General features: G+C 60.1%; 27 protein-coding genes and 2 tRNA genes. 13 read left to right on the forward strand and 16 right to left on the reverse strand.

Features of this window, described 5'->3' with window-relative positions; genetic code table 11:
* On the reverse strand, positions 1-145 hold a 145-nt coding region (locus IPK32_17020; GenBank protein MBK8093625.1), incomplete at its 3' end, for a hypothetical protein.
* A 126-nt stretch (positions 146-271) separates the two neighbouring features.
* Positions 272-487 carry a hypothetical protein gene (locus tag IPK32_17025; protein ID MBK8093626.1) on the reverse strand — a complete coding sequence of 72 codons (216 nt, stop codon included), beginning with the start codon at positions 485-487 and terminating at the stop codon, positions 272-274.
* Between the two features lie 393 nt (positions 488-880).
* On the opposite strand from IPK32_17025, the gene IPK32_17030 reads away from it, so the two are divergent.
* The 6 genes from IPK32_17030 to IPK32_17055 are packed head-to-tail and all read left to right on the forward strand — an operon-like array spanning position 881 to position 8,163.
* The gene (locus IPK32_17030) at positions 881-2,092 is read left to right on the forward strand and encodes a hypothetical protein (GenBank protein ID MBK8093627.1); all 1,212 of its coding nucleotides are present in this window, start codon (positions 881-883) and stop codon (positions 2,090-2,092) included.
* A 30-nt stretch (positions 2,093-2,122) separates the two neighbouring features.
* Complete coding sequence (locus IPK32_17035; GenBank protein MBK8093628.1) at positions 2,123-2,671, forward strand: hypothetical protein; 549 nt, start codon at positions 2,123-2,125, stop codon at positions 2,669-2,671.
* Between the two features lie 43 nt (positions 2,672-2,714).
* The gene (locus tag IPK32_17040; protein MBK8093629.1) at positions 2,715-3,524 is read left to right on the forward strand and encodes a hypothetical protein; all 810 of its coding nucleotides are present in this window, start codon (positions 2,715-2,717) and stop codon (positions 3,522-3,524) included.
* A gap of 14 nt (positions 3,525-3,538) precedes the next feature.
* A complete protein-coding gene (locus tag IPK32_17045) occupies positions 3,539-6,088 on the forward strand; it encodes a hypothetical protein (protein MBK8093630.1) in 2,550 nt (849 codons plus the stop codon).
* A gap of 52 nt (positions 6,089-6,140) precedes the next feature.
* Positions 6,141-6,842: a 5'/3'-nucleotidase SurE gene (gene surE, locus IPK32_17050; protein ID MBK8093631.1), complete on the forward strand. Its 702-nt coding sequence runs from the start codon at positions 6,141-6,143 to the stop codon at positions 6,840-6,842.
* Between the two features lie 7 nt (positions 6,843-6,849).
* The gene (locus IPK32_17055; protein MBK8093632.1) at positions 6,850-8,163 is read left to right on the forward strand and encodes an MFS transporter; all 1,314 of its coding nucleotides are present in this window, start codon (positions 6,850-6,852) and stop codon (positions 8,161-8,163) included.
* On the opposite strand, the gene IPK32_17060 is transcribed toward IPK32_17055, so the two are convergent.
* A complete protein-coding gene (locus IPK32_17060; protein MBK8093633.1) occupies positions 8,141-8,731 on the reverse strand; it encodes a hypothetical protein in 591 nt (196 codons plus the stop codon). The two genes, IPK32_17055 and IPK32_17060, sit on opposite strands and share 23 nt — an antisense overlap.
* Positions 8,732-8,861: 130 nt before the next feature.
* Between IPK32_17060 and IPK32_17065 the strand changes: the two genes are divergently transcribed.
* Together IPK32_17065 and IPK32_17070 are read left to right on the forward strand one after the other, a co-directional pair.
* On the forward strand, positions 8,862-9,410 hold the full coding sequence (locus IPK32_17065) for a hypothetical protein (GenBank protein MBK8093634.1): 549 nt from the start codon (positions 8,862-8,864) through the stop codon (positions 9,408-9,410).
* 54 nt (positions 9,411-9,464) lie between these two features.
* Positions 9,465-11,075 (forward strand): ABC-F family ATP-binding cassette domain-containing protein, encoded by a 1,611-nt coding sequence (locus IPK32_17070; protein ID MBK8093635.1) that lies wholly within the window; start codon positions 9,465-9,467, stop codon positions 11,073-11,075.
* A 47-nt stretch (positions 11,076-11,122) separates the two neighbouring features.
* Here IPK32_17070 and IPK32_17075 read toward each other — a convergent pair whose 3' ends face one another.
* The 6 genes from IPK32_17075 to IPK32_17100 all read right to left on the reverse strand — a co-directional run bounded on the left by IPK32_17075 (position 11,123) and on the right by IPK32_17100 (position 15,779).
* Positions 11,123-11,800: a DUF1080 domain-containing protein gene (locus tag IPK32_17075; GenBank protein MBK8093636.1), complete on the reverse strand. Its 678-nt coding sequence runs from the start codon at positions 11,798-11,800 to the stop codon at positions 11,123-11,125.
* A 244-nt stretch (positions 11,801-12,044) separates the two neighbouring features.
* A complete protein-coding gene (locus tag IPK32_17080; GenBank protein ID MBK8093637.1) occupies positions 12,045-13,067 on the reverse strand; it encodes an ADP-ribosylglycohydrolase family protein in 1,023 nt (340 codons plus the stop codon).
* 176 nt (positions 13,068-13,243) lie between these two features.
* A complete protein-coding gene (tnpA, locus tag IPK32_17085; GenBank protein MBK8093638.1) occupies positions 13,244-13,693 on the reverse strand; it encodes an IS200/IS605 family transposase in 450 nt (149 codons plus the stop codon).
* Between the two features lie 57 nt (positions 13,694-13,750).
* Positions 13,751-14,761: an ADP-ribosylglycohydrolase family protein gene (locus tag IPK32_17090; GenBank protein ID MBK8093639.1), complete on the reverse strand. Its 1,011-nt coding sequence runs from the start codon at positions 14,759-14,761 to the stop codon at positions 13,751-13,753.
* Entirely contained in the window at positions 14,758-15,099 is a 342-nt protein-coding gene (locus IPK32_17095) for a hypothetical protein (GenBank protein ID MBK8093640.1), read from the reverse strand. Before IPK32_17095 ends, IPK32_17090 begins: the two co-directional genes overlap by 4 nt.
* The gene (locus tag IPK32_17100) at positions 15,096-15,779 is read right to left on the reverse strand and encodes an NUDIX hydrolase (GenBank protein MBK8093641.1); all 684 of its coding nucleotides are present in this window, start codon (positions 15,777-15,779) and stop codon (positions 15,096-15,098) included. Before IPK32_17100 ends, IPK32_17095 begins: the two co-directional genes overlap by 4 nt.
* A 261-nt stretch (positions 15,780-16,040) precedes the next feature.
* On the opposite strand from IPK32_17100, the gene IPK32_17105 reads away from it, so the two are divergent.
* Positions 16,041-17,438, forward strand: a complete 1,398-nt coding sequence (locus IPK32_17105; protein ID MBK8093642.1) for a mandelate racemase/muconate lactonizing enzyme family protein — start codon at positions 16,041-16,043, stop codon at positions 17,436-17,438.
* Here IPK32_17105 and prmC read toward each other — a convergent pair.
* Positions 17,410-18,378 carry a peptide chain release factor N(5)-glutamine methyltransferase gene (gene prmC, locus IPK32_17110; GenBank protein MBK8093643.1) on the reverse strand — a complete coding sequence of 323 codons (969 nt, stop codon included), beginning with the start codon at positions 18,376-18,378 and terminating at the stop codon, positions 17,410-17,412. The two genes, IPK32_17105 and prmC, sit on opposite strands and share 29 nt — an antisense overlap.
* A 145-nt stretch (positions 18,379-18,523) precedes the next feature.
* Here prmC and IPK32_17115 point away from each other — a divergent pair.
* Positions 18,524-18,597: transfer RNA gene (locus IPK32_17115), tRNA-Gln, on the forward strand.
* A gap of 52 nt (positions 18,598-18,649) precedes the next feature.
* Here IPK32_17115 and IPK32_17120 read toward each other — a convergent pair.
* The 3 genes from IPK32_17120 to eda all read right to left on the reverse strand — a co-directional run bounded on the left by IPK32_17120 (position 18,650) and on the right by eda (position 20,777).
* Positions 18,650-19,519, reverse strand: coding sequence for an alpha/beta hydrolase (locus tag IPK32_17120; protein MBK8093644.1), 870 nt, complete (start codon positions 19,517-19,519; stop codon positions 18,650-18,652).
* A 90-nt stretch (positions 19,520-19,609) separates the two neighbouring features.
* Positions 19,610-20,092 carry an acetolactate synthase gene (locus IPK32_17125; protein MBK8093645.1) on the reverse strand — a complete coding sequence of 161 codons (483 nt, stop codon included), beginning with the start codon at positions 20,090-20,092 and terminating at the stop codon, positions 19,610-19,612.
* Between the two features lie 43 nt (positions 20,093-20,135).
* The gene (gene eda, locus IPK32_17130; protein ID MBK8093646.1) at positions 20,136-20,777 is read right to left on the reverse strand and encodes a bifunctional 4-hydroxy-2-oxoglutarate aldolase/2-dehydro-3-deoxy-phosphogluconate aldolase; all 642 of its coding nucleotides are present in this window, start codon (positions 20,775-20,777) and stop codon (positions 20,136-20,138) included.
* A gap of 106 nt (positions 20,778-20,883) precedes the next feature.
* Here eda and IPK32_17135 point away from each other — a divergent pair.
* Positions 20,884-20,959: transfer RNA gene (locus IPK32_17135), tRNA-Lys, on the forward strand.
* Positions 20,960-20,977: 18 nt separating this feature from the next.
* Here IPK32_17135 and IPK32_17140 read toward each other — a convergent pair.
* Genes IPK32_17140 through IPK32_17150 form a run of 3 tightly spaced genes read right to left on the reverse strand, consistent with a single transcriptional unit; the run spans position 20,978 to position 23,240 of the window.
* Positions 20,978-21,556 carry a pseudouridine synthase gene (locus tag IPK32_17140; GenBank protein MBK8093647.1) on the reverse strand — a complete coding sequence of 193 codons (579 nt, stop codon included), beginning with the start codon at positions 21,554-21,556 and terminating at the stop codon, positions 20,978-20,980.
* Positions 21,557-21,570: 14 nt separating this feature from the next.
* Positions 21,571-22,209, reverse strand: a complete 639-nt coding sequence (locus tag IPK32_17145) for a lysophospholipid acyltransferase family protein (protein ID MBK8093648.1) — start codon at positions 22,207-22,209, stop codon at positions 21,571-21,573.
* 8 nt (positions 22,210-22,217) lie between these two features.
* Positions 22,218-23,240 (reverse strand): ROK family protein, encoded by a 1,023-nt coding sequence (locus IPK32_17150; protein MBK8093649.1) that lies wholly within the window; start codon positions 23,238-23,240, stop codon positions 22,218-22,220.
* A 179-nt stretch (positions 23,241-23,419) separates the two neighbouring features.
* Between IPK32_17150 and IPK32_17155 the strand changes: the two genes are divergently transcribed.
* On the forward strand, positions 23,420-24,304 hold the full coding sequence (locus IPK32_17155) for a polyphosphate kinase 2 family protein (GenBank protein ID MBK8093650.1): 885 nt from the start codon (positions 23,420-23,422) through the stop codon (positions 24,302-24,304).
* An 80-nt stretch (positions 24,305-24,384) separates the two neighbouring features.
* Positions 24,385-26,160 (forward strand): SLC13 family permease, encoded by a 1,776-nt coding sequence (locus tag IPK32_17160; GenBank protein MBK8093651.1) that lies wholly within the window; start codon positions 24,385-24,387, stop codon positions 26,158-26,160.

Consider the following 26,160-nt stretch of genomic DNA (forward strand, 5'->3'; position numbering starts at 1 on the left):
TGCCGATGATCATGTTTCCCGGCCGGACCTGATCCGCATACTCGGGGCCAGGTGCCGTTTGGACGACAGGAGCCTCCAGTCCGAGATCACGAGCGGAAAGTGAGGAGGCGGCGAGGGAGAGGAGGAGTGGCAGGAACTTATGCATGCGGCAGAAAACATGGAACGCCGAACATTCAACACCGAACATGGCCTAGTGGGCAGGGCTACGCGGCTCACGCACCAAAACTCTACGCTCCATCTCAAGACAGAGAACAGATGATCTCCAGCAGATTCAGTTTTCGATTTCATGCGTAAGCCCTGGCAGAGCTACGCGGCTGATGAACCAAACGGATGTTCTGGATGTGCGCCAAAGCTTATCGAGACGTCGTTCCGCCTCTTTGGCGGCTTTGAGGCCGACTTTGGTTTCGGGCGTGGCGCAGCCATCGGCCACGTCTTCGGCGAGTGGCTGGGGGAGAAAAAGCTGCCCAAAAGGCCCTTGGGAGGCCAAAAACCGCCTCCGGCTATCAAAAATGCGATAAAACGATGCGCCGGAGCATCCCGGTGCCAGCGCTTGACCGCTGATAGGTGGACCGGAGCTGCTCCGTCTGTGCGATGGACGGCCGCGCGGTAGGCCTGGGCTTCTCCGGCTGGGCGATGGACCACCATTTGGTAAGACGGAGCTGCCCGCCTTCTCCAGAATGCGACAAAACGCTGCCCCAGAGATGCTCCGAGCCTGCGATGGGCCGTCGTTTGCTGCCACCGAGCTGCCCGTTGCCAGGTAAAAACCGTCCAGCGCAGCCTTTTTGAAGAAAAACGTGAGCAAGCAAGCCTGCGGAACTAGATACGATTGGCGCAACTTCCCCTTCGATCATGCGTTCATTAGCCTCCCCAAAGTAAACTCATGACTGCTTCCACTCTCCTGCTCCCTGCACCTGATGCCGCTTGGCGTGTCTGGAGGCCGCGTGCGAGCACGAGCAGTGGCAATGTGGACTCCCCCGTGGACGCAGCTCATTTGGCAAAGCCGCTGGTGATCGGCTTGCCCGCATCTGCCTGCCGCAGCATCGGACTCACCATCCCCCAGGCTGATCCAGATGTGATGGAGCAGCTCATCGTCACCAATCTGGAGCGCCGTGGCCTGCGCCTCGATTCCGCGAAGGGTGGAAAAAACTACCGCTGGCACCTCCTGGGCCAAGCTGCCGGACAGGCGATCATCTCTGTCGATGTACTGGCGGACCCCTTTCCTGAAAACTTAGCTGCGGAGCACGCGGGAGATTACACCGCCGCGCTACGGCTGCTGGAGCTGCCCGCAGGCCAGCTCGTCATCACGGAAGAGCAGGGGAATCTCGTCCTCGCAGCCGGCCATCAGGGGAAGCTCTTCCACAGCCATATTTTTGCCCAAAGCGGTGCCCCAGACGATGCGCTGGCACTGGAGCTCACGCTCGCACGTTTGGCGCTGGAGGCAGATCTGGGCGCAGGCAGCATCACGGGCGTGATTTTGGCTGGAAACAGCTTTGAGAGCCGCTTGGCAGATCGTCTGTCCAAGGCGCTGGATCTCCCCGTGCGGGCCGTGGCCGAGCTCTCGCCGAAAAAGGACTCAGATACCAAAAACTGGCTCAAAATGCTCCCCGCCAGCGTGCGTGAGGCACAGGCCGCACGGGCCAGCCGGAGCAAAATGCTGCGCTGGATCCTACTCGGCAGCGGATTGGCCCTTTCGCTCATCTTTTTAGGCTACGCCTATCTCGTCTCCCAGCAGCGCCGGGTGGATGAGCTGGAGCGTGAGGTGGAGCTCATCCGCGAGCCCGCCACAGCGGTGAAGGAGACGGCTGCACGCTGGAAATCCTTTGCCCCTGCGGTGGATACACAGCGCTATCCGATGTTTCTCCTCGCAGAGATCACGCGGCTCATGCCGGGCACGGGCATCGTGATCCGTGATTTTGAGTTCAAGGGCAGCTCCATCGAGCTGCGGGGTGAGGCGCGGGATGCGCAGATCGCCTTCCAGTTCATCGAAGACTTCAAAAAGAACAAAATCCTCTCCCGCTACACCTGGACCAGCCCTAGCCCCGAAGTGAAAGGCACCACCGCCACCTTCCGCGCCCAAGGCAAACTCCAGTGATACCAGATTTCTCACTCCGCAGCCTCTCACATGCCCCTCGCTCTCACCCAACGTGAAAAAAAGCTCCTCCTCGCCTGCGTGGGCTCGCTGGTGCTCGTCGGCGGCATGCTCGGTGCCAATGAGTTCCTCAATCGCCGCCGTGCCGTGCTGGAAAAGATCACCGCATTGGAGAGTGAGCTCGAAGAGCATCGCAGTTGGTTCACAGACCGCGATTTCTGGGAAAAGCGCTCCGAGTGGCTCCAGAAAAACATGCCCACCACCGAGAGCCTGGGCCAAGCCTCCGCCGTGCTGCTGGAGGATGTGGAGAACGACGCCCTCGATCTGGAATTCCAAGTCCTCAAAAAGCGCCTCGTCGAAGCTGTCAGCAATGAAAACTACAGCGAAGTCGCCGTGGAGGTCACTCTGCGTGGTGATCAGACGAATCTGCTCAGTTGGCTAGCCACGCTCCAGAGCCCCGAGCGCTTCCAAGCCATCAAAGTGCTGGAATTCGACCTCGATACGCGGGCCAAAGAAAAGACGCCTCAAGGCATCTGCAACCTCACCCTAGCCCGCTGGTTCAAACCAGCAGGCGGACTCTAAAAACTTCGCTCCTCATCTCCAGGACCCGCCACCCCACCACACTATGAAGCACCTCCTCACGCTCCTCCTCGCTTCATCGCTCTCCGCACTCGCCCAGCAGCCTGCGGCTCCCGCAGCACCTGCGCCTGCGCCAGTTCCTGCCGAGCAAGAAGCACCGCTCACCACGGCAGAGCTCTTTGGGGACGATCCTCTCGCACCAGCAGAGTCTGAGTTCGGCTCCGCCACTTCTGCCATCGGCGCACGGCCTACGGGGCCTGTCGATCCCGATTTGCCACAGCCCTTTGACCCGAGCGTGCTCACCCAGCTCGTCGATCACAGCCCTTTCACACGACTGGTCAGTGTCTCGGACTCACTCGTGCTCACGGGGGTGGCCTATGTGGATGGCAAGCCGGTCGTCACCCTCTTTGATAAAGACAAAAAGGAGTCTCTCGTCGTCACCAGCGAGCCGAACATGAAAGGCTGGACCCTGATCGAGGCCACCCAGTCCATCGACATCAAACGAGCCAGCGCCAAGATCAACATCGGCGGCGAACCCGTCAGCATCCGCTACGATGCCGCTGCACTCACGCCCGAGGCCATGAAAAAGGACAAAAAAGGTGATCGCGGTGACCGTGGTCCGCCTCCCGGTGGCCCGCCAGGCGGCGGAGATAAGTTCAGCCGCGGTGGACGCGGACCAAGCGAAGAAGACCGTAAAAAATTCGAATCCCTCTCTGAGAGTGCGAAGGATAAATTCCGCAACGGCATGCGTGAAATGTTCAACAACGACAAATTCCGCAACGCCAGCGAAGACGACCGCCGTAACGCCATCCGCAGCATGTTCGACAAGATCCAAAAAGAGGATCAGAAGCGCTAAACCGACCTATTTTCATGTCACGCCACTCCCTGTTCCTCACGACGATACTCCTTCCCGGCCTCCTGCTAGCCCAGGATGCCCCCAAGGCACCTTCGGCTCCTGTAGCACCTACACCCGCACCGGCTGCGCCTGCATCCCCAGAGGCCGCACCCGTGCCTGGCGGCCCACCCAGCGGTCCCGGCAGCTTCGGTGGTCGTGGTGGCCGCAGAGGTGGCTTCGGTGGTGGATTCGGCCCTGGTGGTGGCGAAGGTGCCGCTGGCGAAGGCGAGGCCTTCCAGATCACCGGTGAGGAAGTCATGATGCAGTTCGTGAACAATCCCGTCAGTGACATCCTCGCCATCTACGAGCGTTTGACGGGCTTTACCCTCATCAAAGACACCAGCATTCTCGAAGGAGCCACCATCAGCCTCGTCACCCCCAAGCCCGTGGCCAAAGCAGAGGCCATCAAGCTCATCGAGGCCTCCCTGATCACCAATGGCTATGCCATCATCACCGAGCCCGGCGGCAAGAGTGCCAAAATCCTCCCAGCCCGCAGCCAGAGTGCCCAGGGGGTGCAGTTCAGCCATGGTGTGAAGTTTTATACCAGCCCGCAGGACCTCCCCGATGGCGAGAGCATCATCACCTACTTCATGAAGCTGGATAATCTCTTGCCCGAAGACGCGGCAGAGATGTTCAGCGGCCATGTCGGACTCGGAGCCTACGGACGCATCACCGCCGTCACCACTCCGCCCGGCGTCCTCATCACCGAGACCGCCACTGTCGTAAAGCAGCTCATCTCCATCCGCGATACCATCGACATCGGAGACAATGGAGCCTCCCTGGTCACGAAATTCATCCCGGTTCAATACGGAGACGCAGCCACCATCGCCCAGATCATCACCGCAACACTCACCGCCCAGGCCCAGGAAAAGGAAACCAAAGGCATCAACACCATCCGTGGCAACGTCAGTGGCAATGACCGGGATCGTGACCGCAATAACAACAACGATAACAACAGCCCCAAGGTCGTTTACGTGAATGGAGCGCAGCCTCCGCAGAGCAAGCTGCCCCAGCCCAGCGCCCAAGTCGTCGCCGATACACGCCTGAATCAACTCCTCGTCGTCGCCTCGCCCGCAGATTACACCTACATCTCCAGCCTCATTGCGGAATTTGATAAACCCGTCGAGATCGAAGAGCCCTATGAGCGCAAGCTCAAATACGCCGCTGCACTTGATGTGCTCAGCGCCCTCACCGATCTGCTCCAAGATCCCGCCGCAGGCACTGTCCAGCTCCCCGGCGGTGGCACCATCCAGCAGCAGCAGCAGCGTGCCCTCGCCAGCAGCACCACCCAGCTCCTCGGTGGACGGAACACCCTCAACAGCCGTGGCGGCCAAGTCGGCAGCACCGCAGCCGCTGCTGCCACAGATGATGCCGCATCCACCACCACCAGCACGGGCTCCCGCGCAGACGTCATCAGTGGCCCCACCGTCGATAACGCACCCGTCTCCGTCCTCGTCGGCAAAACCCGCGTCATCGGTGATCCCATGGCGAACTCCATCATCGTCATCGGGCCAAAGGAGAGCATCGACAAAGCCACCATGCTCCTCGATCGCCTCGATCAGCGGCCCTCCCAGGTCTATCTCGCCACCGTCATCGGCCAGCTCACGCTCAATGATGGGCTAACCACCGGCGTGGACTATCTCAGCGGCCTCTCACGTGCTGGAGACGGCAACAATTTCAGCGCCAGCGGCATGACCGGCAGAACAGACTTCCTCGGTGGTGCCAATGGTGCCGGACGCCTCGTCAATGATCTGCGCACCAACGCCGTCACCACAGCCTTCGGCCCCTCAGCCGGACTCGGCCTCTACGGAGCCATCGGCGACAGCTTAGAGGTCTTCGTCACCGCTTTGGAGACACGGCGGAACTTCAAAGTGCTCTCCCGTCCCAGCGTCTTCGCTTTGAACAACCGCAAAGCCGTCATCACCTCTGGCAAACGTGTGCCATACCCCAACTCGACCACCAGCAACGTCAACAACCAGAACCTCGGCACCATCATCTCCACCACGAGCTACTTGGATGTCGTGCTGAAGCTCGAAGTCGTCCCCCTCATCAATCCGGACGGCGAGGTCAATCTCACCATCTCCCAGGTGAATGACACCATCATCGACGAACGCGTCATCGCTCCGAACAGCGTCCCCGTCATCGGCACCGAGCAGCTCGTCACCTCCGTCAATGTGCCAGATCGCAACACCATCGTCCTCGGCGGCCTCATTTCCGAGTCCAAGACCAAAGACACCGAAGGCCTGCCCTTCCTCGGCCGCATCCCCGGTCTCGGGAAGCTATTCCGCAACGACAGCGATGCCACTGAGCGCAAAGAGCTCATCATCTTCATCCAGCCGAAAGTCGTCAATGACAACGCCATGCTCCGTGAAGCCTCCATCCGAGAGGACATCCGCACCAAAGTCGGCTCAGACCTCTCCCAGCGCTTCCCCGAGCAGCCGCGTGAAGAGCCTGCTCCATCCAGCGTCGAGGAGCAGAAGAAAAAATGGTGGCAAGGCCTCTTCCACCGCCAAAACCAGCCCTGATCACTGCGAACAGGGAGCTTGCCCCCGCATCCGCCCTGTTCTATCGCCGCTGATGCTCGTCCTTCTCACCAATGACGACGGCATCGACGCTCCTGGGCTCGCGGCGGCTGAACAGGCCGTCCGCTCACTCGGGTGGCGTGCCGTCATCGTCGCTCCAGACACAGAAAAATCCATGTGTGGCCATCGCGTCACCACGCACAGCCCCCTCAGCGTCGAGACGCGTGCGGCGGACCGTTTTGCCGTGCAGGGCACCCCAGCCGACTGCGTGCGCATCGCCCTCTTCGCGCTCGATCTGCGGCCCGATCTCGTTTTGAGCGGCATCAATGCCGGCGGCAATATGGGGCAGGACCTCGTCATCTCCGGCACCGTCGCCGCAGCACGCGAGGCCGCCTACCATGGCCTGCCCAGCATCGCGCTCTCGCATTATCTGAAGCGCGGCCTTGAGGTCGATTGGCCGCGCACCGCCACATGGGCCGCGACCATCCTGGGCGAGCTGCATCATGCCACCAAGGCCCCACGCAGCTTCTGGAACATCAATTTCCCCCACCTCCCAGCCGGAGAGGCCGCCCTACCACCGCGCATCCGCTGTGAGCCCGCCAAATCGCCGCTCAATGTCTCCTTCGCACGTCGGGAAGACACGGGAGGCCTCTCCTTTGACTACACCGCATCCTATGCTGAGAGGCCGCGTGATCCCGGCTCCGATGTGCAGGCCTGCTTTGCCGATCAAGTCGCCATCTCGCTGATCAGCATCTGATCAAATCATGCCGCAGCACGCTGACAACGCACGCCTCTTCATCTGGTTCCGCGTGTTTTTTAACTGCCGGTTCTACTACCCGGTCTTCACGGTGCTGTTTCTCGATCTCGGACTCAGTCTGGGGGAATTCGCCGCGCTCAATGTCGTGTGGGCACTCACCAGCGTCATCCTGGAGGTGCCCAGCGGAGCCCTGGCAGATCGCTTTGGCCGTAGGCCGCTCGTCATCGCCGCCGCCGTGCTCATGCTGCTGGAAATGACTGTGCTCATGCTCATGCCAGCAGGTCGGCATGATCTCATCTGGTGGCTCTTTGTGCTCAATCGCATCCTCAGTGGCGCTGCGGAGGCCTGCGCCAGCGGCGCTGATGAAGCCCTGGCCTACGACTCACTGCCAGAGGCAGAGCGAGAGTCCCGCTGGCCGAGCATCATGTCCCATCTCTCACGGGCGATGGCTCTGGGCTTCGTCGTCAGCTCCATCACTGGCTCTGTGCTCTATGATCACATCCATCTCAGCGCCTGGATCGGTCACGCCGTGCCAAAGGAGCTCTCCATGAAGCTGCCCGTGCTGCTCTGCCTATGCAGCGCCATCGCCTGCCTCATCACCTCACTCCGCATGTCAGAGCACTGGATAGTACCTGCCAAAGCACCGCTCATGGCCTCCATCCGCCAGACATGGGGCTCGATCTGGCAGGCTGGCAGTTGGGTATGGCGCACGCAGACCGTCTTCGCCCTCATCCTCATCGGCATCGTCTTTGACAGCATCATCCGCCTCTTTTTGACCGTCACGAGCAACTTTTACCGCCTCGTCGGCATCGAGGAATATTGGTTTGGCATCATCAGCACCGCCGTCTCGCTTCTCGGGCTCCTTTCCGCCTCGTGGATGGAAAAAAGCACCCGCAGCTTCTCCATGCGGACCAATTTCACCGCACTCGCGCTCGTCGTCCTCGGTGGCCTATTCGCCGTCGCACATCCATCGCAGGGCTGGCTCGGTGTTTTGTTCGCCGTGCCGCTGCTCATGAGCATCCGCTTCCTGCACTTCTTTCTCTCGCATTATCTCAATGCCGCCGTGGACAGTGCTCGCCGCGCCACGGTGCTGAGTTTTCGCGGATTGGCCATCAATCTGGCCTACGGCGGCCTCACGCTGCTTTTTGGCTGGCACATCGGCCACCTCGCTCGCGAGAAAAATCTCCATGCAGACGATTTAGCCGTCTTTTCCGCCTCGCTGCGTTTTTGGCCCTGGTGGTTCGCAGGCACCCTCGCCGCCGCATTGGCCTTTCTGTGGCTGAAACCGAAAAAAGGCCTCAATACGCCACCAGCGCCGTGATCAGCATCAGCGCTCCGTAGCCGATCCCCGCATACACCGCCGCATTCCAGCGTGCTGGCTTTGCGCTGAGCCAGTTCACCCAATCACGCATCAAAAAGGGCATCCCCACAAAGTACATGCCCACAATGATCCACACATAGGCCAGGATCGGCAGCAATAGGCGACTCGTCTGCGGCTGCAAAAAGGCCGCATAAAGCACCGGGCTAGCCGCCAGCAGCATCAGGCAGCCCAGCGCACGCACCGCCAGGAACTCCTGCACATACACGATCATCCCGATGGTCCCCACCGCCACGATCAGCATGAACCACTTCCGCATGTTATAAAACTCCCCCATGTCCATGTTCGAGAGCAAGAACAGCGCCCACAGCAGACTCGCAGACATCAGGAGCACACCCCACTTAAAGGTACGCGGAAAAGCCTTCAGAAAAGCCTGCGTCTTCGGCCCATTCAGCATCACCCACGCGTGCGAAGCGATCAGCACCAGTCCCAGCACGATACCCGTGCCCTTCAGCGGAATGCCACCGGTGGGAGCGTCGTGGTAGAGGTAATCGTAGAGGTCGTTGAGCATGAGTTTAAAAAAGGCGCAGAAAGGGCCGGATGAGTGGCGCAAAGCCGCGCCCGGCGCAAACGCGATGTTTTCGCGGTTGCTCACTCCCTGACATGCGGCAAGTCTGCCCCTTCGTTACAGCCAGAAATACATGCTCTTTCCCTCTGAACCCGCTTGGTACGTCGTTCATTCACGCCCGAAATGCGAACACATCGCCGCCGCGCTCATGGGTGGCCTAGAGGGCGTGCAGACCTATTGCCCGCGCATTCGCTTTCAAAAAAGTACCCGCCGGGGGAAGGTCTGGTTCGTGGAGGCACTCTTCCCCAGCTACTTTTTCGCCCGCTTTAACCCCATGGAGATGCTCCGGGCCGTCAAGCACTCCCAGAGCGTCATCCGCGTCGTCTCCTTTGGTGAATCCCTCGCCCGCGTCGATGATGAGGTCATCGACTATCTCAAACAGGAGATGGCCGATGAAGATGTGTGCGTCGTGGAGGTCGGTATCCAGGTAGGCGACATCGTCGAGCTCACGGAGGGGCCCATGCGTGGCCTCAAAGGCATCGTGAATGCCAAACTCAGCGGAGCCGACCGCGTACGAGTCCTCCTCGAGTTCCTAGGCCGAGAAAACGCCGTCGAAGTCCCCGCCTCCAAGCTCCTCACCGAGCACCAGCCGCGAGTCATCATGTCCCAGAAGCGGGGCTGAGGAGACTTTCCTGCCATTGCATACGGCGCTGGATGCACTACCTCCTCCGCCCCCATGCTCACCCTACGCAACGTCACCAAGACCTTCAACGCCCGCACCCTCTTCAGCGGAGCGAACATGACGATCAACCACGGCGACCGTGTCGCCCTCGTCGGGCCAAACGGCGCAGGTAAATCCACGCTCTTCTCCCTCATCCTCAAAAGCGACACCTCAGATTCCGGTGAAGTCACCCGGGATGAATGGACCACCGTCGGCTTTCTGCCCCAGGAGTGCGAGCCCGTCGGCGAAGAGACCGTCCTAGAAGTCTCCACCGGCAAAGCGGGCGAAATCGAGCTCCTGGAGAAGCAGCTCAGCGACTTCGAGGCCGCAGGCGACGTCTCCAGCCCCGAGTACTTCGAAGCGCACGCCAAGCACGATGCCCTCCAGGACCCCCAAGCCGAAGCAAAGGCCAAACGCATCCTCAAAGGCCTAGGCTACCTGGAAAGCGACTTCAGCAGACCTGCACGCGAGTTCAGCGGCGGCTGGATCATGCGTGCCCACATGGCGCGGCTGCTCGTGATGGAGCCAGATCTGCTCCTGCTCGATGAGCCGACGAACCATCTCGACCTCATGTCCCTCATGTGGTTCCGCAATTACCTCAAAAACTACGCCGGAGCCATCCTCATGATCTCCCATGACCGCGACTTCATGGATGAGCTGGTGCAAAATGTGTACGAGATCGAAGAGAGCAAACTCATCGAATACCAGGGCAACTACAGCGACTACCTGCGCCAGCGTGAAGAGAACTACGAGCGTGCCATGGTGACCTGGAAGAACCAGCAGAAGGAAATCGAGGCCATGCAGGAGTTCATCGACCGCTTCCGCTCCGTCGCATCAAAGGCGGCGCAGGCCCAGAGCCGCGAGCGCCAGCTCGAAAAGATGGAGAAGCTCGATAAACCGCGTCCTTTGCGCAAAGGCTTCCGCTTCAACTTCCCGCAGCCGCAGCGTAGTGGACAGCGCATCATCACCCTGAGCAATATCGACCAAGCCTACGGCACCAAGCAGGTGTACAGCGGCCTGGATCTCGAAATCGAGCGCGGAGACCGCACCGTGCTCGTCGGCCCGAACGGCGCCGGCAAATCCACCCTCATCAAGCTCCTCGCTGGCGAGATTCCCTTTCAGAAAGGTGAGCGCAAACTCGGCACCAATCTCAAATTCGGCTACTTCTCCCAGCACCGCGCAGACACGCTCGACCCCGATTGCAGCGTCTTGGATGAACTCAAACGCGTCTCACCGGAAATCCGCGAGGATGAGGCCCGCAGCATCCTCGGCAGCTTTTTGTTCAAGCGTGAAGACGTGCACAAGAAGTGCAAAGTGCTCTCCGGTGGTGAAAAAAGCCGCCTCAACCTCGTGAAGTTCCTCGTCGATCCGCCGAATCTTCTGCTCATGGACGAGCCCACCACCCATCTCGACATCTGGGCCATCGAGGGCCTCATCCTCGCCCTCCAGAAGTATGAAGGCACCCTCGTCTTCATCAGTCACGACGTGCACTTCATCCGCAGCCTCGCCACCAAGGTCATCCACATCAATTCTGGCAAGCTCATCACCTACAGCGGCGACTACGACTACTACCTCGAAAAAACCGGTGCTGAAGAAAACGCCCGCGCCGCAGTCATCGCGGGATAACTTGCCGCTACGACGAGCACGCGGGCGTCAGAAAGCCTCTGGGGGCCTTATTTCAGCTCCTGGATGCGGATATTCCGCCACATCACCTCTTTGCCCACGGCCTCGGCTTTTTTGCCAATGCCATGCACCTGTAGCGCGATCACGCCCTCAGCCGTCAAATCATCCGTGAAGTCAGCCGCAGGCACACCATTGACGAAAGTCTTGATGCTGCTGCCACGGCACTCAATGCGGGCCGTGTTCCATTCTCCCTGCTTGAACGCCTTCCGAGCAGCCTCGTTATCTTTGAGGTCTTTCAGCCAGCCACGGCGGCCCTCGTCATACACGCCACCCGTATAGGCACGAGCACTCGGGTCGATCTCAAACTGATAGCCATGCACACGGTCCGCAGGAAATATCTTCATCTTGCCCGCGATCTCCACCTCCGTCTCCTGCGTGTAATAATTGCTACGGAACTGGATGCCCGAGTTCATCGACGCATCGACCTTGAACTCCACCTCCAGGATGAAATTCGAGTACTTCTTCGCCGTGCAGAGGAATGAATTGCCCGTATTCGGCACCGTTTTCCCCACGATGGCACCATCCTGCACGCGATACTCCGCCGTCCCGCTATGCTGCTCCCAGCCCGTTAGTGTTTTGCCATCAAAGAGAGTCGTCCAAGCCTCTTCAGCATGGGAGGTGAGGCAGAACGAGAAAAGAGCAGCAGAGAAAAGAAGCGTAGATTTCATAGGGCGCACTTCAACGCAGCACCGCCCCCGCCTGTTGCATGTCTTTGAGCGTCCGTTCCACATCACCCACTGTCAGATTTACGCCAGAACACCTGAACGCAAGTGGGCTTGATTGTAGGACCGAGAGAACCTTTTGAGTGTATCCACAGATTGCGCAGATTTCACAGATTGAAGCCCATCTGCGTAATCTGAGAAATCTGTGGATAAAAAATTCAGGGTATTCGGGAGCATCCAGCGTGGTGAATCAATACGGCGGCAGTAGGCGGCGGAAGCCATGCGTCAGGACGAGGGCGAGGAAACACACATTTCGCAGCAGCACGAAAGGCCAAAAGACCTTCGGCATTGGCTTGGAGGCGTCCGCCAGTGCTGCCGCGACCTCGCGGATATGCGACACACTCCGAGGCCAGTCGCAGATGCCGTCGATCCATGCATCTGAGATTCCTTCCGGGCCGGTTTCTGCTCCGCAGATGCCTCCGGTGATGGCAGCGACGGTATCGGTGTCACCTCCGCATTCGATGACAGTCCGCAAGGCTGATTGGAAATCACCGCGATGCCTCAACCACGCGTAAAGTGCCACCGCGACGGTGTTTGGCGCAAAACCGCTCACGCCGCGTCCGCAGCCGATGGACGCCGCATAATCCAGAACGGTCGTTTTTGCCTCCAAACCGCGTTTGAGAGCCTCAAAGCGGCTTTTCATCTCCGCGCTCGTAATGAGAGATTCCAGCGCGGAAATCACCCCGTCACTCGGAAGGCCATTGGCCGCCATCGCTGCGGCTTCAGCGACCAAAAGCGCGGATTCCTCTGCTCGCGGATCGGTATGCGTGATGCGGCAGGCGGCGAGAGCGAACTCTCGCCTTCTCGCCTCGTCATTAGCCCAAAAGGCACCCACGATGGCGCTGCGCATCGCCGCGCCGTTCCCGGCCGAACGCACGCCGGACTTGTGTGGCGGAAAACCGATCCAGAGCCGCAAAATCGCCTTCGCCGTGCTCAGCCCCACCCCTGCGGGCAGCCCCAGCAACCACCATCGCAGTTTCCATGCAAAAGCACGCTGAAAAGCCGCTAAGTCATTGCTGTGTGCCTTCAATGCCGCTGCCAGCATCAGCGTGTGCTCTGTGTCATCGCTGAACATGCCACGCCCCAGCACCAGCCGATGCCGGATCGCGCCAAAGACACGCACGCGGCTACGCGACAGGCCCTCATATGGAAGTCCCAACGAATCGCCGACAGCGGTGCCGAGCAGGGAGCCGAGGATGGAAAGGGAAGTCATGAGGAGTTGAGAATGAGTGAGTGGTGAATCAGTGATTTCTCCGATCAGCCCCAACGGGGCAAGGCAACAAAGCCCAGGGCAAGCGAGCGAATGCGAGCGCCGCCCTGGGGATGCCGCACGCCACAAACAGAGCCCTGAAAGGGCGAGACATCGAACGCCTCAAATCGTGATGAAGGTCAATCCCACACATAAGCCTCGTTGTAGTTGATTTGGTAGTGCTCCAGGAGCTTCCGAAACTCATCTTGAAACGTCTTTGTCCTGTGATGCTCCGCTTGGTTGCGGATGTAGTGCGTCACCGTCTCCACCTGTGACGCACTCACTGAAAAAGCACCATAACCGCCCTGCCAGGCGAAATGCGGCTCGCCGCCTTCCTGCTTCATCCATTTGGAGGACTCCACCTTCGCGGCCTTTACCGCATCCGCGAGTGTTACGGTGCGGGACAAACGAAATAGCACATGCACATGATCCGGCATGCCGCCAACGACCAGCGCTGGACAGTCGATAGCATTCAGAGTTCCTGCGAGGTATGCGTGAAGTCGAGGTTGGACCTCAGCAGATAGGCATGGTGTCCGATCCTTTGTGGAAAAGACCAGATGAAGGTAATTTTGGGCGAGCGATTGCGGCATGGTGAACTGGGCGTGTGGAGGAGGGGCGTTCGGTGTGTTGTCTCGCCCTTTCAGGGCTCATTCATCGGGTGGCGGATTACCCAGGGCGGCGCTCGCTACGCGGGCTTGCCCTGGGCTTTGTTGTGATGCCCCTTTGGGGCTGAGGCTGTCGCATGCGCATTCCAAATTAAGGTTTTCACGCGAGGCCAACCACTCGGCCGGAATGCCGGCGCGGCCGGTGGCGAGGGCGACGAGGCTGCCGATTATGGCGCAGTTGGTGTCCATATCGCCGTGGACGCTGACGGCCTGCCACAGGGCCTCGGGGTAGTCGTTGAGATGGCGGCTGGCACACCAAAGGCAGAAGGGCACGGTATCGGATGACACGACCTGCGAGCCGTTTCCGAGGATGAGTGCCGCTGTCTTAGGCGACAACTCAAGCGGGAGTGTGAGGGCCTTTTTGAGCCGCCAATACGTTTCTGTTTGCGGCAGGTTCGCGAGCACGAATTCGATCAGGCGCATGCCGGAAGCCTTGGCGGCATCGAATTGATCCACGATCCAGGCGGCTGCCAGGGCGACGGCGATGGCTCCGGTTTGCCCGTCTTCATGAGCATGAGTCACAGCGGCGGATTTCCGGGCCTCGGCGATGAGTTTTTGAAGGTCATCGGCAAAGTAAGCGCCGATGGGAGCCGCACGCATCGCGCCGCCGTTGCCGCAGGAGCCTTCGCCATCGAAAACGCGGCCCGCAGCCTCCTGCCAGGGAACGCCCTCGCCAATGGCCTGCAAGATGCCGCGTGCCGTGCCGCCATAGCCTCGATCTGTTTCACGGCGATACTCCTCGGCGAAAGCCTGGGCCAGCCACTCGCACTGGATGGACTGATGAGCATTCAGACTGCGCACGATGGATTTCGCCATGACAGTGTCGTCCGTGTAGAACCATGGCGGTGGCGGGATGAATCGTCCCTCCAGCCGCTGATCGGCGGTTACTGGCGTCACAAAGAAAAAGCTCTGCCCGAACGCATCTCCGACGGAAAGGCCGTCTAGGGATAACAAGGCTCGCTGGAGTCTCTCATTGGTTGGAGATGGATTCATGGGAATCGTTGGGTGACCTCGATGAGGCCGATGATGTGTTGATTGAACTCTTCGAGTTCTTCCGCAGGCACCCAGAGCTCTCGGTGCATGGCTCCACCCACGACTTGCTCGGTAAAGCGGCTGAGGTAGTCGGCATCGACCTCGAAACGGGTGACGAAGCCAGAGCCAGAGGCCGCCACATTCCAGTCGCGGGCGATCTGGATGGCGTAGTCCTCATTCATCACCGGATAAAAGATCGGCTGGTCGGGCAGGCGTGGTGGAAAGGCTTTCCAGCCGCTTTGCTCGATCAAGGCGAGTTCTGTGGGACCGACAGGGCGGTAGAGAGTGGTTGTTTTCATATCTCAAACAGGAAGCCCTTCTTCTTCAGCTTTTCATACTTCACGGGATCGAAGCGAAAGAGCTGCGCGGGGCGGTGGGGGCCTTCTTGATGCTTTTCTTTGAGGGGGATGAGGAGGTCGTAGCTGAGGGCTTTTTTGCGGAAGTTGCGTTTGTCGAGTTCTTGGCCGAGCACGGCCTCGTAGAGGCGCTGGAGCTGGGTGAGGGTGAATTTCGGGGGCAGGAGTTCGAAGCCAATGGGCTGGTAGGTGAGCTTGCCGCGCAGGCGGGTGAGGGCGGTGGCGAGGATGTCGGCGTGGTCGAAGGCGAGGGGCGGGAGGTCGCTGATGGGGAACCATTTGGCCTCGGCGGCATTGGTGGCGGCGGTGACGATGCTGGGTTTGACGAGGGCGAAGTAGGCGACGCTGACGACGCGTTCTCGCGGATCACGCTTCACGGTGCCGAAGGTGTAGAGCTGCTCCAAGAAGTCGGTTTTGAGGCCTGTCTCCTCCTCCAGCTCGCGGCGGGCGGCGTCATCGAGCGTTTCCTCGACGCGGACAAAGCCGCCAGGCAGCGCCCACTTGTCTTTGAAGGGCGGAAGGCCGCGACGGATGAGGAGGGCCTGCAATTCACCACCGTCGAAGCCGAAGACAACGCAATCAACGGTGAGTGCGGCGCGTGGGTATTGGTAAGTGTGAGACATACACTATTAAAGTGTGCATTTTACACGAAGGCAAGGGGGATTTTGGAGAGTTCGCGGAGAGAGGGAGATTAAGAGCGCGAGCAGGAGCAAGAATCGGGAGGCGAGGGGGAGTAAATGGATCGAGGCGGAGGCGGAGGCGGAGTAGGAGGCGGAGTAGGGGTAGGCGGCTGGAAAAGCAGGGGGTTGACGAAGGGAAGGGGATGAGGTCTGGGGAGAGGGATGAAGTTCACGATCCAGAGGTTCCGATTTTATGTGCTGCCGATGCGGACGCGTTTTCCATTTAAATATGGGATCGCGAGTATGACGGCGCTGCCGCATGTGTTTGTGAATGCGGAGATGGTGGTGGATGGCCGTGAGGTGACGGGGGTGAGTAGCGAGGGGCTGCCGCCAAAGTGGTTCACGAAAGATCCGCTGACGCCGTTCGAGCTGGATTTGGCGGAGATGGTGGCGGTGTTGCAGAATGCGTCACGCATCGGGCGACTGGCGGCGGAGCGGGAGACGGATTTTTTTGCGTGGTGGCGTGATTTGTATGCAGAGCAGCGGAGCTGGGCGGCGGTGCGGCAGTGTGCGGGGCTGCTGGCGAATCTGGGGGTGAGTATGGTGGAGCGGGCGGTGCTGGATGGGCTGTGCAAGGCGGCGCAGAGGCCGCTGCATGCGCTGATGCGTGCTGGGGAGCTGCGGATCGACCTAGGGGCGGTGCGCGGTGAGCTGAGCGGGATGCAGGTGACGGATGTGATCGAGAGGGTGCCGCTGGCGGTGGTGCAGGCGCGGCACACGATCGGGCTGGGTGATCCGCTGCGGGCCTGTGAGGTGCCGGAGGCGGAAAAAATGGCCGATGGACTGCCGCATGGGCTGGATGAGTCGATCCGGACCTATGGTTTGCGCTTTTTTAAGATCAAGGTGTGTGGTCGGCCGGAGGTGGATTTACCAAGGTTGAGGCAAATTGCGGCGATTTTGACGGAGGAGTGCCGTGAGGGCTTTTCGGCGACTTTGGATGGAAATGAGCAATTTGAGGATCTGGCGGCTTTTCGTGAGTTTTATGCGGTTTTGAGCGCGGAGGCAGCTTTGAGGCCGTTGTTCGCGAATCTGCTGTTCATCGAGCAGCCGCTGCATCGGTCGGTGGCGCTGCGGGATGATGTGGCGGCGCTGCGGGAGTGGCGTGATGGGCCAGGGGTGATCATTGATGAGAGTGATGGCTCTCTGGATGATTTACCGCGTGCGCTGGAGCTGGGCTATCGCGGTACGAGCCATAAGAACTGCAAAGGCGTCGTGAAAGGTCTGGCGAATGCGGCGCTGCTGAAGCGGCATGCGGGCTGCGTGCTGAGTGGCGAGGATCTGGCGAATCAGGGGCCAGTGGCGCTGCTGCAGGATCTGGCGGTGATGGCGCTGCTGGGTGTGCGGCATGTGGAGCGCAATGGGCACCACTATTTCCGCGGGCTGAGTATGTTTGCGCCGGAGGTGCAGGCGGCCGTTTTGGAGTCGCATGCGGGGCTGTATGGCCGACATGCGGAGGGTTTTCCCGTGCTGCGTATCGAAAAGGGTGCGCTGGATCTGCGGTCGGTGAATGCGGCTCCGTTTGGCTGCGGCTTTCCGCTTTCGATGGAGGGGTTTGAGCCGCTGGATGGGTGGATCAAGCGTGGGGGGATGGGGGAGGTGTGAGTTCGCGGTTCCCAGTTCGCGGTTCACTGTTCTCAGTTTCCTGTTGGTTGTCGATTTCGATCTCGGGGCTTGGTTCTTGGGGGATGGGGGCGGTGGCGAGGACGAAGCGGGGGATGCCGACGAGGTCGGTGGCGCTGTGGGCATCGCGGTAGCCGAGGGATTGGGCTTTGGCGATGACGGCGGGGGCTTGGTCGTGGGCGAGCTCGAGGGCGAGGAGGGCATCGGCTTCGAGATGCGCTGGGGCGGTCTCTAGGAAGCGGAAGACGATTTCGGTGCCGATGGGGCCGCCATCGAGGGCGAGGTGAGGATCACGCCGGACTTCGGGGCTGAGGGTGCGGATCTCGGCGTGGGGGATGTAGGGCAGATTGGCGATGAGCAGGTCATAGCGCCCGGTGATTTTCTCAAAGAGATCACTGCGCACGGCCTGGATGCTGTGGGTGGGAGCGAGGCGACTGACATTGAGCCGGGCGAGGTCGAGTGCGTCTTCGCTGACATCGGCGAGGGTGGTGGGAGAGCCGGTGGCGAGTGCGAGGGAGATGCCGATGCAGCCGGAGCCGGTGCCCATGTCGAGGATGCGCTGGGGGCGGCGGCCGGAGAGGGCCTTCAAGACGAGCTCGCAGAGGGTATCGGTCTCTGGGCGTGGGATGAGGGCACGGTGATCGCAGATGAAGTCATGCCCCTGGAACTCGACACTGCCGAGGAGGTGCTGGAGGGGCTCGCCCTCGCCGCGGCGGCGGAGTAGATCCCGCAGGGTGGTGAGGCTGGGCTCTGCGAGCGATTCACCAAAGCGGAGGTAGAGATCGAGCCTGCGGCATTCGAGCACATGGGCGAGGAGGTGCTCCATATTGAGCCGTGCTTCGTCGATGCCGCGCTTGGTGAGGTAGGCGGTGCCAGTCTGGAGGATTTCGAGGAGTGATTTGGCTGGGGCGGCGGCGGACACAAGGGGCTTTTCGTGTCTGTCGCAGGGGTCGTCATGCGAAATGTTTGGCCATGTGCAGGGTGGGGAGGGGGGAAGACTGCGAGAATGTGATAACGTTCTTGCGCAGCGTGTACTGTGCTCTACTATCGGCACGGCTTCGCCTAACTACCCCGTGGTGTAATGGTAACACAGGAGATTTTGATTCTCTCGTTTAAGGTTCGAGTCCTTACGGGGTAACCACAACCGCTCAAAGAGTGGATGATGAAACACCAAGTCGCAGCCTAGAGTGCTCTCACTGGCCGAGATAGCCCATGGAGCGCATCCATTCTGCGACGCGGTCGAGCCAGTCATTGACGGGCAGGTTGTTTTTCTTCATGCCAAAGCCGTGTCCGCCTTTGGCATAGATGTGGAGTTCGCAGGGGAGGCCTTGTTTTTTATACTCGATGTAGAGCAGTGCACTGGCGCTGGCGCTCCAGGAGTCGTCGTGTGCGTGGATGAGGCACATGGGTGGGGATTTTTTCGTGACAGGAAATCCGGGTAGCAGGGCATAGGGGGCATCTTTCTCGACGAGGTAGGCGGGATAGACGGGGATGGCGAAGTTCGGGGTGGCGTCCTCGACATCGAGCGCGGGATCAGCGGTGTAGGTGCGGTCATTGGCATGCAGACTGAGCATGACACTGAGGTGCCCACCTGCGGAGAAGCCGAGGACGCCGATGCGGGCGGGGTCGATGCCCCACTCGGCGGCGCGGTGGCGGAGGATGCCCATGGCACGCTGCGCATCCTGGAGGGGCTCGCGGGAAGGGTCTGCGGGATCACGGCGGGGGACGCGGTATTTGAGCAGGACACCGGTGACGCCGATGCGCTGGAGGTATTCACAGACCTGGGAGCCTTCATGCTCATAGGCCAGGATGCTGTAGCCACCACCGGGGCAGACGAGCACGGCGGCACCATTGGGCTTCTCTGGCTTGAAGAGGGTGATCATGGGCTCAGAGACATTGGTGAGCCGGACGACGCCGTCGGAGGGCTCTTTGACGATGGTTTTCTCCGGTTCGATTTTGAAGCCTGGTTTCTCTGGGGCACCTGCGGGCCAGAGTTTGACCGAAACAGGCTGCGCATTCGCTACGGCGATAGTGAGGGTGAAAAAGAGGAGGATGCGTGTCATGGCGGTGTGATTGGAGCGGAAATCGAGACGAAGCGCAACGGGTGGATTGCGCAGAATGCAGCAGAGCGGATGGCGATGGCGACTTTGTGATCAGCGACTGAGATCTTCCTGCATGAGCACTTTGAAGCCGCTTTTGCTGAGGACTTTGTGCGCGAAGTCGGGGCTATCGAGTCGGAGGATGAGCACTGGGCGGTCGCTGGGGCGGACGAGCAGCGGGTAGCTGAAGGCCACATTCACCTCGGCACTGAGGAGCGTGGCGAGGACTTGGGAAAGGGAGGTGGAGGTCTCTTGTAGCTCGACGGCGGTGACGGTGGTCACGGCGTGGGCGATGCCTTTTTCGATGCAGACCATCTGCGCATCCTCTGGTGAGCTGAGGATGAGCCGCACGAGTGCTAGCTCGGTGGTCTCCTGCATGGAGAGACCGAGTACGGCGATCTGGTGGTCACCGAGGAGCTTTACCAGTGCGAGCAGTGCGCCGACGCGATTTTCGAGGAAGACAGAGATCTGCCGCACGGGTGTGCCCTCTGGCGCGGAGGTGGCAGGCTGGAGCTGAGTCTGGGGAGCGGGCTGCATAGCGTTACCGGCTTATTAGCGCAGAAATGAGGGTTTTGCCTGCTCAAAGTGCGGCTTGGGGTGTGCCACGGACGATTTCCATCGTGGCGCGGCAGGAGCGCTCGATCTCTGGGAAGTTGCTGGCGCGGATGGAGTCGCGTTTGGCCATCCAGGTGCCACCGCAGGCGGTGACGACGGCAGAGCCGAGGAAAGTGGCCAGATTGGTGAAATTGATGCCGCCTGTGGGTAGGAAGCGCATCTCTGGAAAGGGGCCACTGAGGGCCTCGATGGCCGGTAGGCCGCCGTAGATGTTGCTGGGGAAGAATTTCACATGCCGGAGGCCGAGATTCTGAGCACGCATGATCTCTGTAGGAGTGACGGCACCGGGAATGATGAAAAGATCACGCTGCTGGCAGTGGCGGATGATTTCATCATCGAGTCCCGGTGTGACGATGAACTGCGCTCCGGCGTCGATGGCCTGCTGGAGCTGCGTCATGTTCGTGACGGTGCCTGCACCGACGAGGAGGCCTTCGATTTTCGCGAGGGAGCGGATGGCATCGAGCGCGGCGGGGGTGCGCAGAGTGACCTCGATGCAGGGGAGTCCGCCATGCTTCATGGCGAGGCCGAGCATGGTGGCCTGTGCCGCATCGTCGATGACGACAGCAGGGACGACGCGGAGATCGGAGATGATGGAGAGAGCGTTCATGGAGGTGTGTAGCATGACGTGGAATGCCCATGTCGGCGAGAAAATTGCAAATGGCAGGTTGCAAAGCACCTCGCATTCTCTAAAGGCCGCGCCGTCCAACACGAATGCCTCCGTAGCTCAGTTGGTAGAGCAGTTGACTCTTAATCAATTGGTCGAAGGTTCGAGTCCTTCCGGGGGTACCATTCCAGGCGATGCAAAGATCAGCGCCTGGAGGAGGAGACGAGAGCGGCTTCTTCGACGGTGAGTTGTCTCCATTCGCCCGGTGCGAGCTGGAGCTCACTCAAGGCTAGTCTGCCGATGCAGACGCGGATCAGGCGCAAGGTGGGGAATCCGGCAGCGGCGGTCATTTTCCTGACCTGGCGGTTTTTTCCTTCGGTGAGCGTGAGTGCGAGCCAGGAGGTGGGGATGCTGGCACGGTAGCGCACAGGCGGGATGCGTGGAGCGTGCTCGGGCGGGGGCTCCAGCCGCTGCGCCTGACAGGGGAGGGCGCGGTAGTCCTTGAGCGCGATGCCAGAGCGCAGTTTCGCCAGTGCGGCGTCGCTGATGAGGCCCTCTACTTGAGCGTGATAGGTGCGTGGGTGGCCGTGGCGCGGATGGAGCAGTAGATCCGTCCATCTGGCCTCATCGCTGAGGAGGATCAGCCCCTCCGAGTCGCGATCCAGTCGCCCGATGGGATAGACCTGCGGCGGAAAGCGGAACTCCGCCAGTGTGCGATGTGTGGGCAGCTCCTGAGTGAACTGTGAGAGGACATCAAAGGGCTTGTGAAAGGCGAGGAGCATCGTTTTCGATTTTTTCAGTCCTGCACTCCGGCTCGCAGTGTCTCCTCCAGCTTGGCGCGGTACAGCTCGAACTCTTCCTCTGTCATGCGACGTGGCACATGCACGGGTTTGTCGAAGATGAAGCTCGCTTTGGCAAAAGGCAGGGGCAGGAGGAACTCATCCCAGGTGCTGAAGCGGTATGCGCGGCTGTAATTCACATGCACAGGGATGATCGGCACGCCGGTGAGCTGCGCCAGCTTGACGATGCCGGGCTGCACGCGGTGCAGGGGGCCGCGTGGGCCGTCTGGCGTGATGCCGATCTCGAATCCCTCGCGTGCCTTTGCGGCGAGGGCGATGAGCGCACTCATGCCTTTTTCCGGCCTAGAGCTGGAGCCACGCTCTGCCTCGATGCCGAAACTGGCGCAGACATCGGCGATGATCTGCCCATCGCCACTAGGACTGGTCAAAATGGTGCCCGGCACGTGGCTGAACCACTGATCGTGCACATAGGGGATGAGGAACATGCGATTGTGCCAGAAGGCCCAGATGCAGCCCTTGCGTGATGCATCAAAGAGCGCCGCTCGGTCCTCGACTTCAAATTTCAGCGTCGCGGCGATGCCGCGCATGAGCCACGCGACGAGTTTGCCGAGATTTTTGATGCGGATGCGTGCCATCAGAGAGTCTATTTACGCTCACGCAGCCATGCGACAGCACCTGCGGCTACGGCTTGGCCACCGAGCTTGGCGAGGGTGTATTTCACGCCTTTGGCCAGCTCTGGGATGGCATAGCGCTCTACTTCTTCTTTGAGGAGCTGCAAATAGAGGCCGGGCAGCTCCTCCACGAGTCCACCACCGAGCGTGATCTGGTCTGGGGCGAAAAGATTGACCACCATGGCCACTCCCATGCCGAGGTAGCGCACGGAATTGCGGAAAAGCACCATCGTGGCCTCTTCGCCACTGCGGAAGGAGCCCGCGAGTGCTTTGCTGCGAATCTCACGCAGCGCACCCTGGGTCTTGCGGTCGAGCTCTGGAGCCTGGCCACGGTAGCAGGCCACGCCAGCGCCGGAGGCTAGGGCGAGGCGGCTGGTGAGATCTTCCAGGATGACGGTGCCGAACTCGACACTGCCAATGTGAGTGCCGGGGAGCATGACATTGCCCAGCTCCATGGCGGAGATGGTTTTGCCCATCACGAGCTTGCCATCATAGACGAAGCCTGCGCCCACTCCGGTGCCAGGGAAGACACCGAGCAGGGAGCGTGCTCCCTTGCCAGCTCCGAGCACGAATTCGCCATACGTTCCGGCATCGACATCGTTGAGGACGGCCACGGGCTTCTTGAACTCGGTTTCGAGCATTTTGCGCAGGGGCATGTTTTTCCAGCCTAAGTTCGGCGCGATGATGAGGGTGCCTTTTTCTGGATTTACCAGCCCAGGGCAGCCGATGCCGATGCCTTGCAGTCCCTTTGGATTGACGCCTGCAACCGCGATGGCCTCATGGATGGCATTGAGGATTTTTTTTCCGCCTTTGGCCTGTCCATCGCTGCCATGGGTGGATTTGCGGGCACTACCGAGCACTTTGTAGTTTTTATCGAGCACGCAGGCCATCATCTTAGTGCCTCCTAGATCGAATCCGATCCAGAAGGGCACATCGAGGACTTTTTTCTTCTTCACGGCCTGTGCGGCTTTTGCGGGAGCTTTTTTATCTGCCATGCCATAAGACACACGGGCTTGGTGAAATCGGCAAGTGACAATGTGGATTACGCTCTTTCTTCCATGCGCTCATTCTTGCCTGTCAGACGATGCAGTGGTGCGCTGCTGAGTGGAGTGTTGCTGGGGCGTGTGATTGGGCACTTGCGCGGCGGTGCATCGGCGTATTTCCTGCCAGCACCATGAAACTGAAAACTAATCTTGATGATTTCCGCGTGACCTCTGGCTCCTTCCGTATCGGAAAGGCAAAAACGAAGGTAAAGGATCTCTACAAAGATGATGCGCATTACGAAGCGCTGATCGCAGAGTTCCGCACGGAGCTCGATGAGCTCCAACAGAAAATGTATGCCCATGATCGCTATGGCATGCTGCTGGTGTTTCAGGCCATGGATGCGGCTGGGAAGGATGGCACGATCAAGCATGTCATGAGTGGCATCAATCCGCAGGGCGTGGAAGTGCATGCTTTTAAGCGTCCGAGTGAGGATGAGCTGGACCACGACTTTCTGTGGCGCACCTCCCAGAAGATGCCGCCGCGTGGTAGGGTGGGCATTTTTAACCGCAGCTACTATGAGGAGGTGCTGGTGTGTCGAGTGCACCCAGAGATCGTCACGAAGTATCAGCGTCTGCCAGCAGAGAGTACCAAGAACATGGAGAAGCTCTTTGAGAAACGGCTGGAGGATATGCGGCAGTTTGAGGCCTACAATCACCGCAACGGCATCCGTGTGGTGAAATTCTTCCTGCATGTGTCGAAGGAGGAGCAGAAGCAGCGTTTTCTGGACCGGATCAATGACCCGGCGAAGAACTGGAAATTCAATGAGGCAGATGTGAAGGAGCGTGCCTGCTGGAAGGACTACATGGCGGCCTATGAAGAGGCGATCCGCGCTACGGCAGACGAGGACCGGCCGTGGTATGTGATCCCTGCGGATGATAAGAAAAACATGCGCCTGATCGTCAGCGCGGCGATCTTGCACGAGATGCAGCGCATGGAGCTGGAGTGGCCGAAACTGCCGCCTGACCAGCTCGCGGGCCTCGCACGGTGCAAAAAAGCACTGATGGCAGAGAAGTGAGTGCCATCATGACTTGAGCGGCAGCTCTGCCTGCGCCAAAGTTCTGCCGTTCATTTAATCTCTCCCTTACTCACTCCCGTATGGATGCAGCCTGGATCGTCATTGGTCTCTTAGTCTTCGCCGTCGTCGCCTTTGCTACGGAAAAAATATCCGTGGATCTGGTCACGCTGGTGATGCTCTGCGCCCTAGTGCTGACGGGGGTGCTGCGGGTGGATCAGGCCTTCGGCGGCTTTGGTGACCGGGTGATCATCCTGCTGGCATCCATCTTTGTCATCGGTGCGGCGCTGAGGGAGACGGGCGTGCTCGATTCACTAGGGAGTGTGCTCGCTAGCAGCGTAGGCAGTGGCCGCCCGCGCTGGATGATGGCGGTGCTCATGGCGGTGGTGGCGGCCATCTCCGCTTTCATGAATAACACCACCGTGACGGCGGTGTTTTTAGGGCCGGTGATCGGTCTGGCGCGGAAGGTAGGGCTGGCTCCCTCTCGGCTGCTGATGCCGCTGGCTTTTGCCTCCATCCTAGGCGGCACCTGCACGCTCATCGGCACCTCCACGAATGTCGCGGTGAGCGGTGCCATGACAAAGCTGGGCATGAAGCCGCTAACCATGTTTGAGTTCTCAGAAATCGGCCTGGTGATCGTGGTCTCAGGCATTCTTTACATGGTCTTTATTGGTTCAAGGATGGTGCCAGAGCGTGATCGCGCAGCATCAGGGGAAGGCGATGTCCTTCGTCAATATTTGGCGGAGGTGGTGATCCTGGCGGATTCACCGCTGATCGGGCAGCGGGCCTTTGACTCAGATTTTTCTGCACTGGAGTTCCAGGTGCTGAAAATCCGCCGTAAAGGCCTCACATTGGAGGCTGGGGCTCATGATCGCTTCCAGGAGGGGGATGTGGTGCTGGTGGCCGGCAAGGTGCATAACCTCATGAAGGTGAAAAAAATCGAGGGCATCGACATCCTGGAAGATGCGAATCTACGCAGCTCGGGTGTGGCACGCAAGAATGCGCAGGTCGCAGAGGTGATCCTCACCCCGAAAAGCAGCCTCGTGGGCAAATCGGTGCGTGAGAGCGGCTTCCGCCAGCGCACGGGGCTCTCGGTGCTGGCGCTGATGCGTGGAGATAGCAGTGTGATGCATCACATGGCCGATGAGGAGCTGCAAGCTGGTGATTTGCTGCTGCTACAGGGGCCGCCAGAGAGCTTCCGTGGCTATGAGGAATCCGGTGAGATGGTGATGATGGACCGGCATCAGTTCAGCGCGGAGTTGCGGCGCAGAGGCTTCTTATTGCTGGCCTTTTTCGTGCTGGCGGTGCTCACCAGCACCCTTTGGCCAGAGCGAGTGCCGGAGACGATCGCCTTTGTCGTGGTGGCGCTGGCGGCGGTCTTCATGCGCTGCATCAGGCTGGACACAGCCTATGGGAACATCGACTGGCGGCTGCTGATCCTCATCGGCGGCATGATGGCCTTTGGGGAGGCGATGCGTAGCTCTGGTGCGGCGGATATGATCGCCACGGGGATCACCAAGAGCATGCAGGCTTATGGCGTGTATGCTGTTTTTGCGGGTTTTTGCCTTCTCACGGTTTTGCTGACACAGCCGATGTCGAATGCGGCAGCCGCGCTGGTCGTGCTGCCGGTGGCGCTCCAAACTGCGGCTGCTCTGGGGGCGAATCAGCGCACCTTTGCCATCGGGATCATGCTGAGTGCCTCTGTGAGCGTGCTGACGCCTTTTGAGCCGAGTTGCATTTTGGTCTATGGACCGGGGAAATACCGGTTTTCCGACTTTATCAAAGTGGGAGGCGGATTGACGGCGGTGATGCTGCTCGTCGTTCTGGTGATGGTGCCGATGTATTGGCCGCTAAAGTGA

The organism is Verrucomicrobiaceae bacterium, assembly GCA_016713035.1.
In the GTDB taxonomy this organism is placed as follows: Bacteria; Verrucomicrobiota; Verrucomicrobiia; order Verrucomicrobiales; family Verrucomicrobiaceae; genus Prosthecobacter.

Excerpts from the sequence above, each read along its gene's own strand:
- surE (MBK8093631.1), top strand. The coding sequence starts at position 6,141 with ATGCTCGTCCTTCTCACCAATGACGACGGCATCGACGCTCCTGGGCTC.
- IPK32_17125 (MBK8093645.1), bottom strand. The coding sequence starts at position 20,092 with ATGCAGCCCGCTCCCCAGACTCAGCTCCAGCCTGCCACCTCCGCGCCA.
- IPK32_17080 (MBK8093637.1), bottom strand. The coding sequence starts at position 13,067 with ATGACTTCCCTTTCCATCCTCGGCTCCCTGCTCGGCACCGCTGTCGGC.
- IPK32_17105 (MBK8093642.1), top strand. The coding sequence starts at position 16,041 with ATGCGGACGCGTTTTCCATTTAAATATGGGATCGCGAGTATGACGGCG.
- IPK32_17060 (MBK8093633.1), bottom strand. The coding sequence starts at position 8,731 with ATGCTCAACGACCTCTACGATTACCTCTACCACGACGCTCCCACCGGT.
- IPK32_17040 (MBK8093629.1), top strand. The coding sequence starts at position 2,715 with ATGAAGCACCTCCTCACGCTCCTCCTCGCTTCATCGCTCTCCGCACTC.
- IPK32_17070 (MBK8093635.1), top strand. The coding sequence starts at position 9,465 with ATGCTCACCCTACGCAACGTCACCAAGACCTTCAACGCCCGCACCCTC.
- IPK32_17150 (MBK8093649.1), bottom strand. The coding sequence starts at position 23,240 with ATGGCAGATAAAAAAGCTCCCGCAAAAGCCGCACAGGCCGTGAAGAAG.
- IPK32_17035 (MBK8093628.1), top strand. The coding sequence starts at position 2,123 with ATGCCCCTCGCTCTCACCCAACGTGAAAAAAAGCTCCTCCTCGCCTGC.
- eda (MBK8093646.1), bottom strand. The coding sequence starts at position 20,777 with ATGAACGCTCTCTCCATCATCTCCGATCTCCGCGTCGTCCCTGCTGTC.
- IPK32_17160 (MBK8093651.1), top strand. The coding sequence starts at position 24,385 with ATGGATGCAGCCTGGATCGTCATTGGTCTCTTAGTCTTCGCCGTCGTC.
- IPK32_17145 (MBK8093648.1), bottom strand. The coding sequence starts at position 22,209 with ATGGCACGCATCCGCATCAAAAATCTCGGCAAACTCGTCGCGTGGCTC.
- tnpA (MBK8093638.1), bottom strand. The coding sequence starts at position 13,693 with ATGCCGCAATCGCTCGCCCAAAATTACCTTCATCTGGTCTTTTCCACA.
- IPK32_17120 (MBK8093644.1), bottom strand. The coding sequence starts at position 19,519 with ATGACACGCATCCTCCTCTTTTTCACCCTCACTATCGCCGTAGCGAAT.
- IPK32_17095 (MBK8093640.1), bottom strand. The coding sequence starts at position 15,099 with ATGAAAACAACCACTCTCTACCGCCCTGTCGGTCCCACAGAACTCGCC.
- IPK32_17155 (MBK8093650.1), top strand. The coding sequence starts at position 23,420 with ATGAAACTGAAAACTAATCTTGATGATTTCCGCGTGACCTCTGGCTCC.
- IPK32_17075 (MBK8093636.1), bottom strand. The coding sequence starts at position 11,800 with ATGAAATCTACGCTTCTTTTCTCTGCTGCTCTTTTCTCGTTCTGCCTC.
- IPK32_17090 (MBK8093639.1), bottom strand. The coding sequence starts at position 14,761 with ATGAATCCATCTCCAACCAATGAGAGACTCCAGCGAGCCTTGTTATCC.
- IPK32_17100 (MBK8093641.1), bottom strand. The coding sequence starts at position 15,779 with ATGTCTCACACTTACCAATACCCACGCGCCGCACTCACCGTTGATTGC.
- IPK32_17065 (MBK8093634.1), top strand. The coding sequence starts at position 8,862 with ATGCTCTTTCCCTCTGAACCCGCTTGGTACGTCGTTCATTCACGCCCG.
- IPK32_17140 (MBK8093647.1), bottom strand. The coding sequence starts at position 21,556 with ATGCTCCTCGCCTTTCACAAGCCCTTTGATGTCCTCTCACAGTTCACT.
- IPK32_17030 (MBK8093627.1), top strand. The coding sequence starts at position 881 with ATGACTGCTTCCACTCTCCTGCTCCCTGCACCTGATGCCGCTTGGCGT.
- IPK32_17055 (MBK8093632.1), top strand. The coding sequence starts at position 6,850 with ATGCCGCAGCACGCTGACAACGCACGCCTCTTCATCTGGTTCCGCGTG.
- IPK32_17045 (MBK8093630.1), top strand. The coding sequence starts at position 3,539 with ATGTCACGCCACTCCCTGTTCCTCACGACGATACTCCTTCCCGGCCTC.